The organism is Streptomyces sp. NPDC107521, from assembly GCF_055598485.1.
In genome coordinates, this window is record NZ_JBVKAT010000024.1 from 59743 (window position 1) to 75419 (window position 15677).

Here is a 15677-nt window from a genome sequence, read left to right on the forward strand (position 1 = left end):
ACCGCACCCGCCCCGACGACGCCAGGGACACCATGAGCACGGACACCCCGCACACCGGCCCCGCCGGCCCGCCCGCCGCGGGCGGCAGCACCGCCATCGTCAACATCGCCACGCTGGTCACCAACGACCCCACCCTCCGGCCCGGCTCGCCCCTCGGGACGCTCCGGGACGCGGCCGTCGTCATCGAGGGCGACCGCGTCGTGTGGACCGGCGGCTCCGGCCGGGCGCCCGCCACCGACCACCGGATCGACGCGGGCGGCCGGGCCGTCCTGCCGGGCTTCGTCGACTCCCACTCCCATCTGGTCTTCGCGGGCGACCGCACCGAGGAGTTCAACGCCCGCATGTCCGGCCGCGCCTACAGCGCCGGCGGCATCCGCACCACCGTCGCCGCCACCCGCGCCGCCGGCGACGAGGAGCTGGAGGCGAACCTCACCCGGCACCTCGCCGAGGCCCTGCGGCAGGGCACCACCACCATCGAGACCAAGTCCGGCTACGGACTGACCACCGCCGACGAGGCCCGCGCCCTGCGCATCGCCGCCCGCCACACCGACGAGGTCACCTTCCTCGGCGCCCACATCGTCGCCCCCGAACTCGCCGACGACCCCGCCGCCTACGTCGCCCTCGTCACCGGCCCGATGCTCGACGCCTGCGCCCCGCACGCCCGCTGGATCGACGTCTTCTGCGAGCGGGGCGCCTTCGACGGCGACCAGGCCCGCGCCGTCCTCACCGCGGGCCGGGCCCGGGGACTGCACCCCCGCGTCCACGCCAACCAGCTCTCCCACGGCCCCGGGGTCCGGCTCGCGGTCGAGCTGGACGCGGCCAGCGCCGACCACTGCACCCACCTCACCGACGCCGACGTCGACGCCCTCGCGCAGGGCCGCACCGTCGCCACCCTGCTGCCCGGCGCCGAGTTCTCCACCCGCGCCGCCTGGCCGGACGCCCGGCGGCTGCTGGACGCGGGTGCCACCGTCGCGCTGTCCACCGACTGCAACCCCGGCTCCTCCTACACCTCCTCCGTCCCGTTCTGCATCGCGCTGGCCGTGCGGGACATGGGGATGACGCCGGACGAGGCCGTCTGGGCGGCCACCGCGGGCGGCGCGGCGGCGCTGCGCCGGGACGACATCGGCCGCCTGGTCCCGGGCGCCCGCGCCGATCTGACGCTGCTCGACGCCCCGAGCCACGTCCACCTGGCCTACCGGCCCGGCGTCCCGCTGGTCGCGGGCGTGTGGCGGCGCGGCGTGCGCGTGGTCTGAGGGCGGGCGGGGGCGCGGACGGCCCGGGGGGCGGCCCGGAACCGGGCCGTCCCCCGGGCGGGAGAACGGGTGGCGGGGACGCGCGGGAAGCTCCGGCGCCGCCACCGGGCTCACTCCTCGACGGTGAGCCCCTTGCGCAGCCGTACCAGGGTCCGCGACAGCAGCCGGGAGACGTGCATCTGGGAGATGCCCAGCTCCTCACCGATCTCCGACTGGGTCATCCCCGCGACGAAGCGCAGCGAGAGGATCCTGCGGTCCCGGGCGGGCAGCTCCGCGATCAGCGGCTTCAGGGACTCGACGTACTCGATGCCCTCGATCCCGTGGTCCTCGTAGCCGATCCGGTCCGCGAGAGCGCCCTCGGTCTCGTCCTCCTCCGGCTGGGCGTCCAGCGAGGAGGCGGTGTAGGCGTTGGAGGCGGCCATGCCCTCGACGACCTCGTCGTCGGTGAGGCCGAGGTGGCCGGCCAGTTCCGCGACGGTCGGGGCGCGGTCGAGCCGCTGGGCCAGCTCGTCACCGGCCTTGGCCAGGTCGAGCCGCAGTTCCTGGAGCCGGCGCGGGACGCGCACGGACCACGAGGTGTCGCGGAAGAACCGCTTGATCTCGCCGATGATCGTCGGCATCGCGAAGGTGGGGAACTCCACCCCGCGGGAGAGCTCGAACCGGTCGATCGCCTTGATCAGGCCGATCGTGCCGACCTGGATGATGTCCTCCATCGGCTCGCTGCGCGAGCGGAAGCGGGAGGCGGCGAACTTGACCAGGGCGAGGTTCAGCTCGACGAGCGTGTTGCGCACGTACGCGTGCTCGTGGGTGCCCTCCTCCAGCAGCTCCAGCCGCTCGAAGAGGGTCCTGGACAGGGCCCGCGCGTCGGCCGGGGCGACCTCGTCGTAGGCGGGGATGTCCGGGAGCCCGGCGAGCGCGTCGAACTCCTCGACGTCCGGGCCGGGCCGCTCGATGGGATCCAGCTGTTCCTGTTCCGGAGGGAGTGCCGACGTCGCTTCCTGGGTACGCGATCCGTCGAGCCGGGGTGACATGATGTCCTCCATCGTTCTCGGCATGCGGCTGCCGAAGCCATTGCGTGCACTGCGGTGTGCGGCGCCTCCAAAGCCGGCCGTGTCGGGTGTGTGCCTACTAGCCCTACCGGGTTTACCGAGTTCACCGCAAGTGTGTTCTGTGTGCATATGTCCGTTTATGTACGGTTGTTGGGTGTCGGAGTGCGCCGGGAAGGCGTAGTGTTCGAAGGCGTCAGCAAGCGTCACGGCGTCGGGAGAGAGAGACCGAATGGACCGCGGGACGGTCGGCAGCGCACAGTCGGGCCGGCTTCTGGTCGAGGTGCGGGAAGAGGGCCCCAGTGCCGTCGTGACCCCGGCGGGTGAGTTGGATCACCACACCGCCGATCTGTTGCGCGAGCCGCTCGATGACTGCCTCGCCAAGGGATTCAACCGGCTGGTCGTGGACTGCTCGCGCCTGGAGTTCTGCGACTCGACCGGCCTCAACGTCCTGCTCGGCGCCCGTCTGAAGGCGGAGGCCGCCGGCGGCGGCGTGCATCTGGTGGCCATGCAGCCCGTGGTGGCCCGCGTGTTCGAGATCACCGGGGCCGAGGCGGTCTTCACCGTGCACGACACGCTGGAGGCGGCGCTGTCCGGGGAGTCCGGCGACGCGTCCGGCTGACCGGTTCCGCGCCCCCGGGGGCCGCTTTCCCGCTGCCTCCCGCGTGCGGGCGGGACATCCGGGCGCGGGAGGGGGGTGTTCCCCGGGGCCGCTCGGGCAGGAGACAAGCGGAGCCCGGCGGGCCGGAGCCCCTCACGGGGACGGACGGCGGGGACGCCGCGCGGGCGGGACCCCACGGGAACCGCGCGCCCGCGCCCGCCCGGCCGTCGTCGGGACGGCCGCCCCGCGGAGGGCCGCGACGGCGGACGGGCACGACGGCGGACGAGTACGACGAACGGCTGTGAACCGACTGTGAACAACGTGAACCGGTGAATCGGTGAGGTGAAGCGCTGATGAGCACCACCCGGCCCTGCTCGCCGGGCGACCGCGGCCCGGAACCCGGCGCTTCCGGGGCGTCCGCGGCGCCCGAGGGGGGCGCGCCCGGTCCGGGCCGGCTCGGGGACGGGGCGCCGGGCGCGGTCCCGGTGGCCCCCGGGGCCCCCGCCGCCCCCGCCGTCCGGGCGACCGGCCCCGGTGACGCGCGGACGCCCGCCACCGCGCCGGAGGAGCCCCCGGGCGGCGACGCGGGCGCCGGAGGACGGGTGCGGCGGCTGAGCTTCGCCGACCAGAGCGGTGTCGTGCCGCTGGCCCGCGACTTCACCCGGGAGGCCCTGCACGCCTGGGGCTGGCTGCCGTCCGCCACCGCCGACCAGCGGGCCGCCGCGGAGGACGTGCTGCTGGTGGTCTCCGAACTGGTCACCAACGCGTGCCTGCACGCGGAGGGCCCGGAGGAACTGCGGATCACCTGCGACCGCAAGGTGATCCGGCTGGAGGTCTCCGACCGGGGCACGGGGCAGCCCGCCCCGCGCACCCCGCACCGCGCCGGACGTCCGGGCGGCCACGGCATGTTCATCGTCCAGCGGCTCTGCCTGGACTGGGGGGTCGTACGGACCCCCGGGGTGGCGGGCAAGCGCGTCTGGGCGGAGCTGGGCGCCCCGGCGTAGTCCGGGCGACCCGCGCCGGGCCGTGCGCCGCGCCCCCTCCGGGGCGGACGCGCCCCCTCCGGGGCGGACGCGGTCCGTCCGGGGCCGCGACGCCGCGGGAGGCCCTTCGGCCACGGGTCCGCCCGGCACGGCCACCGCTACCCTTCCCGTGCGGCCGGGCCGCCCGCTCCGGCACGGCGTGCCGGTCCGTGCCGCCACCGCCCTCGGGCCCCGGTGCCGCCACCGCCGCGGTTCCGTCCGCCGCCAGGGGGACCACCGGCGGTCGCCCGGCGCCGTCCACCGGTCCGTCGCCGCCCGTCCCCGGCCCCTGCCGAGCCACTGCCACCGATCCTGCGGTGGGGCAACCGGTCCGGCCCGCACACCGGTCCGTGCCGTCACCGGTCACCGCTCCGGTGTGGCCGGAGCGCCGCCACTCGCACGCGGTCGTCGGCTCACCGGCGCCTCCCGCCTCCGGCGCCCTCCGGCGTCGTTCGCCCCCTGCGGACACCCGGCGACGCCGGGGCACCGGCGTCCCCGGGCCGTCGGCGCCCCTCCGGCGCCCGCCGGACCACGTGCGGCATCGCGGCGCCCCTCCGGCGCCGGTACCGCCCGCCCCGGCACCGCCGGGCCGTCCACGCCGCCCCGCCGAGGACGGCCGCCGCCCCACCGGGCCGCCGCCCACCGGGAACGGCCGTCGCCCCGCCGTGCCCGCACGCGGACGCGCCCGGGGCGCCGGCCCTCGCGGGTGGCGCCCCGGGCGCGTCACGGACAGTGGCCGGTCAGCGTATGTCGCCCATGAGGGCCTTCACCCGCTTGCGGTACATCCAGATCGCGGCGGCCGCGACCACGGCCAGCGTCGCCTCCGCCGCCACGATCCCCGTCCGGTCCAGGTTGACGCCCGCCAGGGAGAGCAGCCCCGTCGTCGCGTCGCCCGCGGTGACCGCCAGGAACCAGACGCCCATCATCTGCGAGGCGTACTTCGCCGGAGCCATCTTCGTGGTCACCGACAGGCCCACCGGCGACAGCAGCAGCTCGCCGCAGGTCTGCGCGAAGTAGATCGCCACCAGCCACATCGCCGCCGCCTTGTGGCCGCCGCCCGCTATCGACAGCGGGGCCAGGAAGAGGAAGAACGAGGCGCCCACCAGGGTCAGGCCGAAGGCGAACTTCACCACCGTGCTCGGCTCCCTGCCGCGCCGGGCGAGCACCGTCCAGAGCGTGGCGAAGACCGGGGCCAGCGCCATGATGATGACCGGGTTGACCGACTGGTACCAGGAGACCGGGAACTCCCAGCCCGCGACGCTGTTCTCGGCGGAGGAGTCGGCGAAGATCGACAGGGTCGAGCCGCCCTGGTCGTAGATCATCCAGAAGACGGCCGCGGCGACGAAGAACCATATGTACGCGGACATCTTCGACTGCTCGGCCCGGTCCAGGGTCCGGTCGCGCTTGATGCGGGTCAGCACCAGCACCGGGATGATCACGCCGAGCAGGGTCAGCGGGACCAGGATCCAGTTCAGCGTGTAGCTGCCGGAGAGGCCGACGGCCGCGTAGAAGACGGCGGCGACGGCGGCCCAGAAGGCGGCCTTGCGCAGCGTGGACGTCCGCTCCCCGGCGGACAGCGGCTTGGGCACGGCGCTGGAGCGGGGGTCCAGGTGGCGGCTGCCGAGGAGGAACTGGACGACGCCCACGCCCATGCCCAGCGCGGCCAGCGCGAAGCCCAGGTGCCAGTCGACGCTCTCGCCGATGGTGCCGATGACCAGCGGCGCGGCGAAGGCACCCAGGTTGATGCCCATGTAGAAGACGGTGAAGCCGCCGTCGCGGCGCGGGTCGTCGGGGCCGTCGTAGAGCTGGCCGACCATGGTGGAGATGTTGGCCTTCAGCAGGCCCGAACCGACGGCGACCAGGCCGAGGCCCGCGAAGAACGTCCCGGAGGACGGCAGCGCCAGGGTCAGGTGGCCGAGCATGATCACCGCTCCGGCCACGGCGACCGTCCGGCGCGGGCCCCAGACGCGGTCGCCGAACCAGCCGCCCGGCATCGTCAGCAGGTACACCAGGGACAGGTACACGGAGTAGATCGCGGTCGCGGTGCCCGCGCTGAGCCCGAGGCCGCCCGGGGCGACGAGGTAGAGCGGCAGGAGGGCCCTCATGCCGTAGTAGGAGAAGCGCTCCCACATCTCGGTCATGAAGAGGGTGGCCAGTCCGCGGGGGTGGCCGAAGAAGGTCTTCCCGGGGCCGGGGGTGGCCGGGGTCACCGGGTCCTTCGTCAGGCTGGACGCCATGGTCGTTCCTTGCTGTCAGGGCGCGCCGACGAGGCGGAGCGCGCCCGTGGGGGGAGGCCGGCACCGGCGGGTCACCGCCGTCCGTCCCACGCCCTGAGGGATCTCCGTCCCGGATCACGGAACGGCGGACGGCGACCACCGGGATCCACGCCCCGGCGCGCAGCGTCGCGCGCCGGGGCCCGGCCACAGGTCATTCCTTTCGGGACCGGCCGGAGCCGGCCCGCACGCAAAAGGGACCTCTGGCGTCGTAGTGCTGCCAAAGGTCCTCATGGTGCTACAGGCGTTGATTCACCATACAGCACGACAGTGACCGTTATGGAAGGACTTGAGACGTGAATCACAGGCTGAGTGTCGCTGTGAACGATCATTCGAAGGTCCGCCCAGGGATGCTCCCCCGGTCCCGCAGGCGGTCGCCGCGGAGCCCGGGGGACCGGCGAGGAACGGGGGAGGAGCGGGCGGAACCGGCCCGTCGGGGGGCCTGGCGATCACCCCCCGGCCGTCGCTCCGGGCGGACTACCATCAGCCCATGACCCGTGTACTGCTCGCCGAGGACGACGCGTCCATCTCGGAGCCGCTGGCCCGCGCCCTGCGCCGGGAGGGCTACGAGGTCGAGGTGCGTGAGGACGGCCCCGCGGCACTCGACGCCGGGATGCAGGGCGGCGTGGACCTGGTCGTGCTCGACCTCGGGCTGCCCGGCATGGACGGGCTGGAGGTCGCCCGCCGGCTGCGCGCCGAGGGCCACGCCGTGCCCATCCTGATCCTGACCGCGCGCGCCGACGAGGTCGACACCGTCGTGGGCCTGGACGCGGGCGCCGACGACTACGTCACCAAGCCCTTCCGCCTGGCCGAGCTGCTGGCCCGGGTCCGGGCCCTGCTGCGCCGCGGTGTCGCCGAGCCGCAGCAGCCCGCCGCCACCCACGGGGTGCGCATCGACGTCGAGTCGCACCGGGCCTGGATGGGCGAGGAGGAGCTGCAGCTCACCGCGAAGGAGTTCGACCTGCTGCGGGTGCTGGTCCGGGACGCGGGCCGGGTCGTCACCCGCGACCAGCTCATGCGCGAGGTCTGGGACACCACGTGGTGGTCGTCGACGAAGACCCTCGACATGCACATCTCCTGGCTGCGCAAGAAGCTGGGCGACGACGCGGCGAACCCCCGCTACATCGCCACCGTGCGCGGCGTGGGCTTCCGTTTCGAGAAGAACTGACCGCCGGGGACCGGGCCTCCGGACGGGCCGGGCCCCCGGGTCCGGCCCCCTCCGGCCGGGCCGGCCGCCGGAGCCGTACGCGGGTACGTAGGGGAACATGCGCCGCCGACTGATCCAGTCCACGCTCGCCGTGGTGCTCGTCGTGATCGCCGTCTTCGGCGTCTCCCTCGTCATCGTCGAGGCCCGGACCATCAGCAGCACCGCCCAGGAGCGGGTCGACCTGGAGGCGGTGCGGCTGGCCAGCATCGTGGACAGCCGGCTCGTCGGCACCGGCAGCGTCGACGCGGACTTCCTGCGCGAGCAGGTCGCGGAAAGCCGCTACGCCGTGATCCGGATCCCGGGCCGCCCGGTCATCGAGGTCGGCCACGAGCCCGGCGGCGACGTGATCCGCGGCCGGGCCACCGGCGAGGAGGGCGAGACCGTCCTCGTCGAGGAGCCGCGCTCCTCGGTCACCCGGGAGGTCGGCCGGACCCTGCTGGTCATCGGACTGGTCGCGCTGCTCGCGGTGATCGCGGCCGTACTGCTGGCCATCCGGCAGGCCAACCGCCTGGCCTCGCCGCTGACCGACCTCGCCGAGACCGCCGAGCGCCTGGGCTCCGGCGACCCGCGCCCCCGCCACAAGCGGTACGGGGTGCCGGAGCTGGACCGGGTCGCGGACGTGCTGGACTCCTCCGCCGAGCGCATCGCCCGGATGCTCACCGCGGAGCGCCGGCTGGCCGCCGACGCCTCCCACCAGCTCCGCACCCCGCTGACCGCGCTGTCGATGCGGCTGGAGGAGATCACGCTCACCGACGACCCGGAGACGGTCAAGGAGGAGGCGACGATCGCGCTGACCCAGGTGGAGCGGCTGACGGACGTCGTGGAGCGGCTGCTGACCAACTCGCGCGACCCGCGCAGCGGCTCCGCCGTCACCTTCGAGCTGGACGACGTGATCCAGCAGCAGATCGCGGAGTGGCGGCCCGCCTACCGCAGCGCGGGGCGGGCCATCGTCAGCTCCGGCAAGCGGCACCTGACCGCCGTGGGCACCCCGGGCGCGGTCGCGCAGGTCCTCGCCGCGCTGATCGAGAACTCGCTGATGCACGGCGGCGGCACGGTGGCCCTGCGGACCAGGGTGACCGGCAACCAGGCGGTGGTGGAGGTCACCGACGAGGGCGCGGGCGTCCCCGCGGACCTCGGGGCGCGGATCTTCGAGCGGACCATCAGCGGACGCAACTCCACCGGCATCGGCCTCGCCGTCGCCCGGGACCTGGCCGAGGCGGACGGCGGGCGGCTGGAACTGCTCCAGTCCAAGCCCCCGGTGTTCGGCCTGTTCCTGTCCCGCAACCCGCCGCCGAGGAAGTCCTCCGAGGCCGGGCACACGGTGCGCTGAACGAGCCGCGCACACGGTGCGCTGAACGGGCCGGGCGGCCCCGGGGCGCGTCCGCCGGTTCAGCGGCGGGCGGCCGTGCCCCCGTCCGCCGCCCGGAGCGCGGCCGGGTGCTCGTGCTCCAGGAAGGTCTCCGCGCGGAGCACCGTCTCGGCGGGCAGCGCGCGGAAGACCCAGGTGCGGTACGACCAGAAGCGGAACAGGGTGCCCAGACCGATCCCGAGGAACTTGAAGATGTTGCTCTGCAACGGGCTGTCCCAGCCGAAGCCGTACGTCGCGGTGTAGAGCACACCGTTCTCGATCACCAGGCCGACCACGCTGAACAGCAGGAACAGCGACATCTCACGGGTGCGCCCGCCCTTGTCGCGGTCCCGGTAGGTGAAGTACCGGAAGCCCAGGTAGTTGAAGACGATCGCGACGACGGTGGCGATGATGCTGGCCCGCACCACCTGGAGGTCGGTCGCCTGCCGGACCAGGTTGAAGACCAGCAGGTTGACCAGGACGCCGGCGCCGCCGACGGCGCCGAACTTCAGCAGTTCGCGGACCAGCAGGTCGACGCGTCGCCGCATCGCGCCGGGTGCTTCCGGAGGGGCCGTGGGAGACCCCGTGGAACCTCGTCCCATGGTCGTACAGGCCCCCGTCCTTCGGTGCTCGGCGTCAACCCGGTCATGCTAACCACCCGGGCCCGGGATCCTCCCCCGGACCGGGCGGACGGCACGCGCGAAGGGCGGGGAACCGGCCGCTGAACCGGTCCGTCCCGGGTGGCCGATAGGCTGGGGGTGTGACGTTCCCGGTAGTCGGCATGGTCGGCGGGGGCCAGCTCGCGCGTATGACACACGAAGCGGGCATCCCGTTGGGCATCAGGTTCAAGCTTCTCAGTGACACTCCCCAGGACTCGGCGGCGCAGGTCGTGAACGAGGTCGTCGTCGGCGACCATCGCGATCTGGAGACGCTGCGCGCGTTCGCGCGGGGGTGCGATGTGATCACCTTCGATCACGAACATGTCCCCACGGAGCATCTCCGTGCCCTGGAGGCGGACGGCATCCCCGTGCGCCCCGGGCCGGACGCGCTCGTGCACGCCCAGGACAAGGGCGTGATGCGGGCGCGGCTCGTCGAGATCGGCGTGCCCTGCCCGCGGCACCGGATCGTGAGCGATCCGGCCGACGTGGCGGCCTTCGCGGCGGAGGGCGACGGCTTCCCCGTGGTCCTCAAGACCGTGCGCGGCGGCTACGACGGCAAGGGCGTGTGGGTCGTGGACTCCGCGGAGGAGGCCGCCGAGCCGTTCCGCGCGGGGGTGCCGGTGCTGGCGGAGGAGAAGGTCGACTTCGTCCGCGAGCTGGCCGCCAACGTGGTCCGCTCCCCGCACGGCCAGGCGGTGGCCTATCCGGTCGTGGAGTCCCGCCAGGTCGGCGGCGTGTGCGACACGGTGATCGCACCCGCCCCGGACCTCGACGAGGAGCTGGCGCTGCGGGCCGAGGAGATGGCCCTCGGCATCGCCAAGGAACTGGGCGTCGTCGGCCACCTCGCCGTCGAGCTGTTCCAGACCCGCGACGGCCGCGTCCTCGTCAACGAACTGGCGATGCGCCCGCACAACTCCGGCCACTGGACGATGGACGGCGCGATCACCTCGCAGTTCGCCAACCACGTCCGGGCCGTCCTCGACCTCCCGCTCGGCGACCCGCGCCCGCGCGCCCCCTGGACGGTGATGGTCAACGTCCTCGGCGGCGACTACCCGGACATGTACTCCGCGTATCTGCACTGCATGGCACGCGACCCCCGGCTGAAGATCCACATGTACGGCAAGGACGTGAAGCCGGGCCGCAAGGTGGGCCACGTCAACACCTACGGCGACGACCTGGACGACGTGCTGGAGCGCGCCCGTCACGCGGCCGGCTACCTGAGAGGCACCATCACCGAATGAGCCCCGTTGTTGGCATCGTCATGGGGTCGGACTCCGACTGGCCCGTCATGGAGGCCGCCGCCAAGGCCCTCGACGAGTTCGAGATCGGCTACGAGGTCGACGTCGTCTCCGCGCACCGCATGCCCCGCGAGATGATCGCGTACGGCGAGCAGGCCGCGGACCGGGGGCTGCGGGCGATCATCGCCGGTGCCGGGGGCGCCGCCCATCTGCCCGGGATGCTGGCGTCCGTCACCACCCTGCCCGTCATCGGCGTGCCGGTGCCGCTGAAGTACCTCGACGGCATGGACAGCCTGCTGTCCATCGTCCAGATGCCGGCCGGTGTCCCGGTCGCCACGGTCTCCGTCGGTGGTGCCCGCAACGCGGGGCTGCTGGCCGTCCGGATGCTCGCCGCCCACGACGAGGAGCTGCGGGGCCGGATGCGCGACTTCCTCCAGGACCTCAACGACCAGGCCACCGAGAAGGGCAGGCGGCTGCGGGCCAGGACCGAGGGCGCCGCCCCCGGCTTCGGCTTCGGGAAGTGAGCACGGCGCGGGGCGGCGGGGCCCGCCCCGCGCGGCCGGGGACGGCCACCGGGAGCGCCCGGACATGACACCGGGCCCGGCCCCGCCCGTACTCCCGGCGGGCCGCGCGGTGCCGCCGGTCCGCCCGATCGGACACCTCCCGGGACCGGCCGGAACGCCGCCCCGGGCCAACGGACAGGAGAGACGCCCATGACCTCCCTCGCGACGGCCCGGGAACTGCTGCGGGAGTTCCCCGTCGCCGACGGCCACAACGACCTGCCCTGGGCGCTGCGCGAACAGGCGCGGTACGACCTCGACGCCCTGGACATCGCGCGGGACCAGAGCGCCCGTCTGCACACCGACCTGCCCCGGCTGCGGGCCGGTCACGTCGGCGCGCAGTACTGGTCCGTCTACGTCCCCTCGGACCGGCCCGGCGCGGTGACCGCGACGCTGGAGCAGATCGACTGCGTACGGCGGCTGCTGGACCGCCACCCCGGGGAGCTGCGGGCCGCGCTGACCGCCGCCGACATGGAGGCGGCCCGCGCCGAGGGGCGCATCGCCTCCCTCATGGGCGCCGAGGGAGGCCACTCCATCGACAACTCCCTCGCCGCCCTGCGCGCCCTGTACGCGCTGGGCGTGCGCTACATGACCCTCACCCACAACGACAACGTGGCGTGGGCGGACTCCGCGACCGACGAACCCGGCGTCGGCGGGCTGTCGGCCTTCGGCCGGGAGGTCGTGCGGGAGATGAACCGCGAGGGCATGCTGGTCGACCTCTCGCACGTCGCCGCCACCACGATGCGGGACGCGCTGGACACCTCCGTGGCGCCGGTGATCTTCTCGCACTCGTCCGCCCGGGCCGTCTGCGACCACCCGCGCAACATCCCCGACGACGTGCTGGAGCGGCTGCCCGCCAACGGCGGTATGGCGATGGTCACGTTCGTGCCGAAGTTCGTGCTCCGGGCGGCCGTGGACTGGACGGCCGCCGCCGACGAGAACCTGCGCGCCCACGGCCTCCACCCCCTCGACACCGGCGAGGAGGCGCAGCGGGCGCACCGCGCCTTCGAGGAGCGCGTCCCCCGCCCCGTCGCCACCGTCTCCACCGTCGCCGACCACCTCGACCACATGCGGGAGGCGGCGGGCGTCGACCACCTCGGCATCGGCGGCGACTACGACGGCACCGCCTTCACCCCGGCGGGCCTCGACGACGTCTCCGGCTACCCCCGCCTGATCGCGGAACTGCTCGACCGGGGCTGGTCCCGGGCCGACCTGGCCAAGCTGACCTGGAAGAACGCGGTCCGGGTGCTGGGCGCGGCCGAGGACGTGGCCCGCCAGGTCCGTGCCACGCGCGGCCCTTCCCACGCCACCATCGACGTGCTCGACGGCTGACCGGGCGGCCCCCGCCGGGGCGGTGCGCCGGGTGCGCGGCCGGGCGGCGCGCCGGGCGCGGGGGCGGCGCCGGGCGGCGTACCCCCGAACGGGCCGTCCGCCAGGAAGGGCGGCGCGGGGCGTGCGACGGTGGGCACACCCGTACGACGACCGTGGGGAGCCCGCATGGCAGACCTCCAGGACGACCTGCACCCCGGCGCCGAGGCGGGCGCCGCCCCGTTCGAGGAGCCGCCCGGGCCGTCGTCCGCGGAGGCCGTCCGCCCGCCGGAGCACCGCCCCGCGGCCCCCGGCCCGGGGGACGGCGAGCCGCTGGACCGGGCCCTCGCCGTGCTGGCCGCCCACCCCGTCGCCGACGGCCACGGCGGACTGCTGCGCGTCCTCGCCCGCCTGCCCTGGTACGACCTGGAGGAGGGCGAGTCCACCGTCGACACCGATGTGCCCAGGCTCCGCCGGGGCGGCGTCGGCGCGGTGTTCTGGGCGCTGCACGCGCCCGGGGAGCCCGGCGGCCGGGCCACCGGCGCCGTACTGGAACAGCTCGACCTGCTCCGGGCGGTGGTCCGCGCCCACCCCGAGGGGCTGCGGGCGGTCCATGACGCCGGGGAGGCCGCCGACGCGCGCGGCCGGGGCCGGATCGCCGTGCTGCCCGGCCCGGCCGGGGCCGCCGCCCTCGGCGACAGCCTCGGCATCCTGCGCTCCCTGCACGCCCTCGGACTGCGCGTGCTCACCCTCACCGGGGTGAGCTGGGCGGGCGAGGCGGGGCTGACCCGGTTCGGCGAGGAGGTCGTCCGGGAGATGAACCGGCTCGGCGTCCTCGCCGACCTGTCCGGCGCCCCGGCCGCGACGGTGCGCCGCACCCTCGCCGTCTCCCGGACGCCGGTCCTGTGCACCCGGTCCGCCGCCCGCGCGCTGCGCCCGCACCCCGCCAACCTCCCCGACGACCTGCTGGCCGCGCTGGGCGCCGCCGGGGGCCTGTGCATGGTGCCGCTGACCGCCGAGCAGACCGGGCCGACCGTCCGCGACGTGGCCGACCACCTGGACCATGTCCGCGCCGTCGCGGGTCCCGGCGCCGTCGGCCTGTCCGGCACGTACGACACCGGGGCCGCCCATCCGCTGGAGCTGGGGGATCCCTCCTGCTACCCGCGGCTGGTGGCGGAACTGCTGCGACGTGGCTGGGAGGAGTCCGACGTCGCCCTGCTGACCTGGGGAAACGTCCAGCGGGTGCTGCGCGGGGCGACCTTCGCCGCCCGCGCGGCCCGGGACCGCCGGGAGCCGTCGACGGCGACGATCGCGGCGCTGGACGGGGCCGTGCCGTCGTAGCCGGGCCGGGGCGCGCGGGGCCGTGCGCCCCGGGAACCGGTGCGGGACCGCCCCGGGGCCCGGACGCCGGGCCCGGTGCGGCGGGTCGTGCCCCGGGCGGCGGGCCCGGTGCCGCGGACCGCGTCCAGGGCGGCGGGCCGGTCAGGCGTCGGCGACCCGGCACAGGCAGAAGGGGTGCCCGGCCGGGTCCGCGTACACCATGAAGTCCTTGCGCTCCCGGTCGTCGAGGTCCAGCGGCCGGGCGCCCAGCGCGAGCACCCGCTCGTGCGCCGCGTCGACCTCCTCCCAGGTGGAGCCGGCGTCGAAGTCGAGGTGGAACTGCTGGGCGTTGCGGTCGGAGCGCGGCCACTCCGGCGGGGTGAGCCCCGGCGCCCCCTGGAAGGCCAGCCGGGGCCCGCCGGGCACCTGGAGCACCACCCAGTCCGGGTCGCGCTCCTCCGGGGTGCCCCCGGCGACCCCCGCGTAGAAGCGGGCCAGCGCGCGGGGGTCGGGACAGTCGATGACGACGGAGCGGAAGAGGGCCGCGGGTGCCATGGGGTACCTCCGGGGGGAAGGGGGAGCGGTGGACGCGGGGCCGGGGCCTGGGCCGTCCCGGCGGGGGAGGGGGCCGGGTCAGCCGGCGCAGAGGCAGAAGGGGTGCCCGGCGGGGTCCGCGTAGACCCGGAAGGTGCGGGTCCGGTCCGCCGCGTCCAGCGTTCGCGCGCCCAGGTCCAGCACGGCGCGCTCGGCCGCGTCCAGGTCCGCGACGTCCAGGTCCAGATGGAGCTGCTGGGCGCCCCCGGTCCCCGGCCAGAGGGGCGGCACGTGTCCGGCGACGGCCTGGAAGGCCAGCGTCCTGCCGTCCGGCAGCTTCAGGTCCACCCAGTCCTCCTCCGTCACGATCGTGCCGCCGAGCAGCCCGGCGTAGAACCCGGCCAGGGCGACGGGGTCGGGGCAGTCCAGGACGACGGCACCCAGGGTGGCGATGGGCATGGCTCTCCTTCGACGGTTCCTGCGGTTCACCCCGGCGGTTACCTCTAAAGGGCGTCAACCGGTAACGGTGCCTGCATGCTGCCGCATGGGCGGTACCGTCGCAACCATGGTGGACAGAGCACCCGCGCCGGGCGGTCTGGAGCTGGTCCGGGCGCTGGTGAACACGCTGGACCTCAGGGCGGGCACCGACTCGCTGGACACGCCGCCGGGCCGGGCGGACTTCGGGCTGACGGCGGACACGGCGGCGGCGCGGGAGCTGCGCGAGTCGCTGCGCGCGGCGCTGCTCGCCCACGCCGGCCACCCGCCGCACCGCGCGGTGACCCCGCTCGGGACGCTGCTGGCCGCCGCTCCGCTGGTGGTCGCCGTCGACCCGGCCGACGGCTCGGCCGCGCTGGTCCCGGCGGCGGGGGTGCCGGGTGCCGGGGTGCCGGGCGCGGGGGTGCGGGGCGCTGCGGCGCCGGGCGCGGGGGCGGACCGCGCCGTGGCCCCGGAGGTCCCGGCCCCGGGCGCTCCCGCCGGGGAGGGCGCGCTGCTCGCCCGGGTGGCCGCGGCCGTCGCCGGGGCGCTGGTCGAGGGCACCTGGGCCCGGCTCAAGGCGTGCGAGGCGGACGACTGCCACTGGGCGTACTACGACCGTAGCCCGGCCGGCCGCGGCCGCTGGTGCTCCATGCGGGGGTGCGGATCCCGCGCCAAGATGCGCCGTTACCGGGCCAAGGAAGGGTAAAACGCACGGGGGTGCCCCCGGTCCCGCGGAGGCACATGGTGCACAATGCGGACAGACGCCGGTTCGGCCGACTGAGCCTCGGCCGAACCGGTGTTCCTCCATGCTCCCGCCGCACTCCGCCGGGA

Annotated in this window: 15 protein-coding genes; 10 read left to right on the forward strand and 5 right to left on the reverse strand. The window is 75.1% G+C overall.

Annotation, left to right across the window (positions count from 1 at the left end):
- Positions 1-32: 32 nt before the first annotated feature.
- Complete coding sequence (hutI, locus tag ACZ7LB_RS27815; RefSeq protein ID WP_471471967.1) at positions 33-1253, forward strand: imidazolonepropionase; 1221 nt, start codon at positions 33-35, stop codon at positions 1251-1253.
- Between the two features lie 110 nt (positions 1254-1363).
- Here hutI and ACZ7LB_RS27820 read toward each other — a convergent pair whose 3' ends face one another.
- A complete protein-coding gene (locus ACZ7LB_RS27820; protein ID WP_471472007.1) occupies positions 1364-2296 on the reverse strand; it encodes an RNA polymerase sigma factor SigF in 933 nt (310 codons plus the stop codon).
- A 235-nt stretch (positions 2297-2531) separates the two neighbouring features.
- On the opposite strand from ACZ7LB_RS27820, the gene ACZ7LB_RS27825 reads away from it, so the two are divergent.
- Both ACZ7LB_RS27825 and ACZ7LB_RS27830 read left to right on the forward strand, forming a co-directional pair.
- Positions 2532-2921, forward strand: coding sequence for an STAS domain-containing protein (locus ACZ7LB_RS27825; protein WP_471471968.1), 390 nt, complete (start codon positions 2532-2534; stop codon positions 2919-2921).
- Positions 2922-3253: 332 nt separating this feature from the next.
- On the forward strand, positions 3254-3904 hold the full coding sequence (locus ACZ7LB_RS27830) for an ATP-binding protein (protein ID WP_471471969.1): 651 nt from the start codon (positions 3254-3256) through the stop codon (positions 3902-3904).
- 758 nt (positions 3905-4662) lie between these two features.
- Here the strand turns inward: ACZ7LB_RS27830 and ACZ7LB_RS27835 are convergent.
- A complete protein-coding gene (locus tag ACZ7LB_RS27835) occupies positions 4663-6159 on the reverse strand; it encodes an oligopeptide:H+ symporter (RefSeq protein ID WP_471471970.1) in 1497 nt (498 codons plus the stop codon).
- Between the two features lie 526 nt (positions 6160-6685).
- On the opposite strand from ACZ7LB_RS27835, the gene ACZ7LB_RS27840 reads away from it, so the two are divergent.
- Together ACZ7LB_RS27840 and ACZ7LB_RS27845 are read left to right on the forward strand one after the other, a co-directional pair.
- Entirely contained in the window at positions 6686-7363 is a 678-nt protein-coding gene (locus ACZ7LB_RS27840; protein ID WP_161227186.1) for a response regulator transcription factor, read from the forward strand.
- Positions 7364-7460: 97 nt separating this feature from the next.
- On the forward strand, positions 7461-8732 hold the full coding sequence (locus ACZ7LB_RS27845) for an ATP-binding protein (protein ID WP_471471971.1): 1272 nt from the start codon (positions 7461-7463) through the stop codon (positions 8730-8732).
- A gap of 59 nt (positions 8733-8791) precedes the next feature.
- Here the strand turns inward: ACZ7LB_RS27845 and ACZ7LB_RS27850 are convergent, their stop codons facing one another.
- On the reverse strand, positions 8792-9352 hold the full coding sequence (locus tag ACZ7LB_RS27850; protein ID WP_471471972.1) for a GtrA family protein: 561 nt from the start codon (positions 9350-9352) through the stop codon (positions 8792-8794).
- 158 nt (positions 9353-9510) lie between these two features.
- On the opposite strand from ACZ7LB_RS27850, the gene ACZ7LB_RS27855 reads away from it, so the two are divergent.
- The 4 genes from ACZ7LB_RS27855 to ACZ7LB_RS27870 all read left to right on the forward strand — a co-directional run bounded on the left by ACZ7LB_RS27855 (position 9511) and on the right by ACZ7LB_RS27870 (position 13856).
- Positions 9511-10650 (forward strand): 5-(carboxyamino)imidazole ribonucleotide synthase, encoded by a 1140-nt coding sequence (locus tag ACZ7LB_RS27855; protein ID WP_471471973.1) that lies wholly within the window; start codon positions 9511-9513, stop codon positions 10648-10650.
- Positions 10647-11171 carry a 5-(carboxyamino)imidazole ribonucleotide mutase gene (purE, locus tag ACZ7LB_RS27860; RefSeq protein WP_237532335.1) on the forward strand — a complete coding sequence of 175 codons (525 nt, stop codon included), beginning with the start codon at positions 10647-10649 and terminating at the stop codon, positions 11169-11171. Before ACZ7LB_RS27855 ends, purE begins: the two co-directional genes overlap by 4 nt.
- A 189-nt stretch (positions 11172-11360) precedes the next feature.
- The gene (locus tag ACZ7LB_RS27865) at positions 11361-12539 is read left to right on the forward strand and encodes a dipeptidase (RefSeq protein WP_471471974.1); all 1179 of its coding nucleotides are present in this window, start codon (positions 11361-11363) and stop codon (positions 12537-12539) included.
- A 165-nt stretch (positions 12540-12704) separates the two neighbouring features.
- Positions 12705-13856 carry a dipeptidase gene (locus ACZ7LB_RS27870; RefSeq protein ID WP_471471975.1) on the forward strand — a complete coding sequence of 384 codons (1152 nt, stop codon included), beginning with the start codon at positions 12705-12707 and terminating at the stop codon, positions 13854-13856.
- Between the two features lie 141 nt (positions 13857-13997).
- Here ACZ7LB_RS27870 and ACZ7LB_RS27875 read toward each other — a convergent pair whose 3' ends face one another.
- Together ACZ7LB_RS27875 and ACZ7LB_RS27880 are read right to left on the reverse strand one after the other, a co-directional pair.
- A complete protein-coding gene (locus ACZ7LB_RS27875) occupies positions 13998-14390 on the reverse strand; it encodes a VOC family protein (protein ID WP_471471976.1) in 393 nt (130 codons plus the stop codon).
- A gap of 78 nt (positions 14391-14468) precedes the next feature.
- Positions 14469-14828 (reverse strand): VOC family protein, encoded by a 360-nt coding sequence (locus ACZ7LB_RS27880; RefSeq protein ID WP_471471977.1) that lies wholly within the window; start codon positions 14826-14828, stop codon positions 14469-14471.
- Between the two features lie 106 nt (positions 14829-14934).
- On the opposite strand from ACZ7LB_RS27880, the gene ACZ7LB_RS27885 reads away from it, so the two are divergent.
- A complete protein-coding gene (locus tag ACZ7LB_RS27885) occupies positions 14935-15552 on the forward strand; it encodes a CGNR zinc finger domain-containing protein (RefSeq protein WP_471471978.1) in 618 nt (205 codons plus the stop codon).
- Positions 15553-15677: the final 125 nt, after the last annotated feature.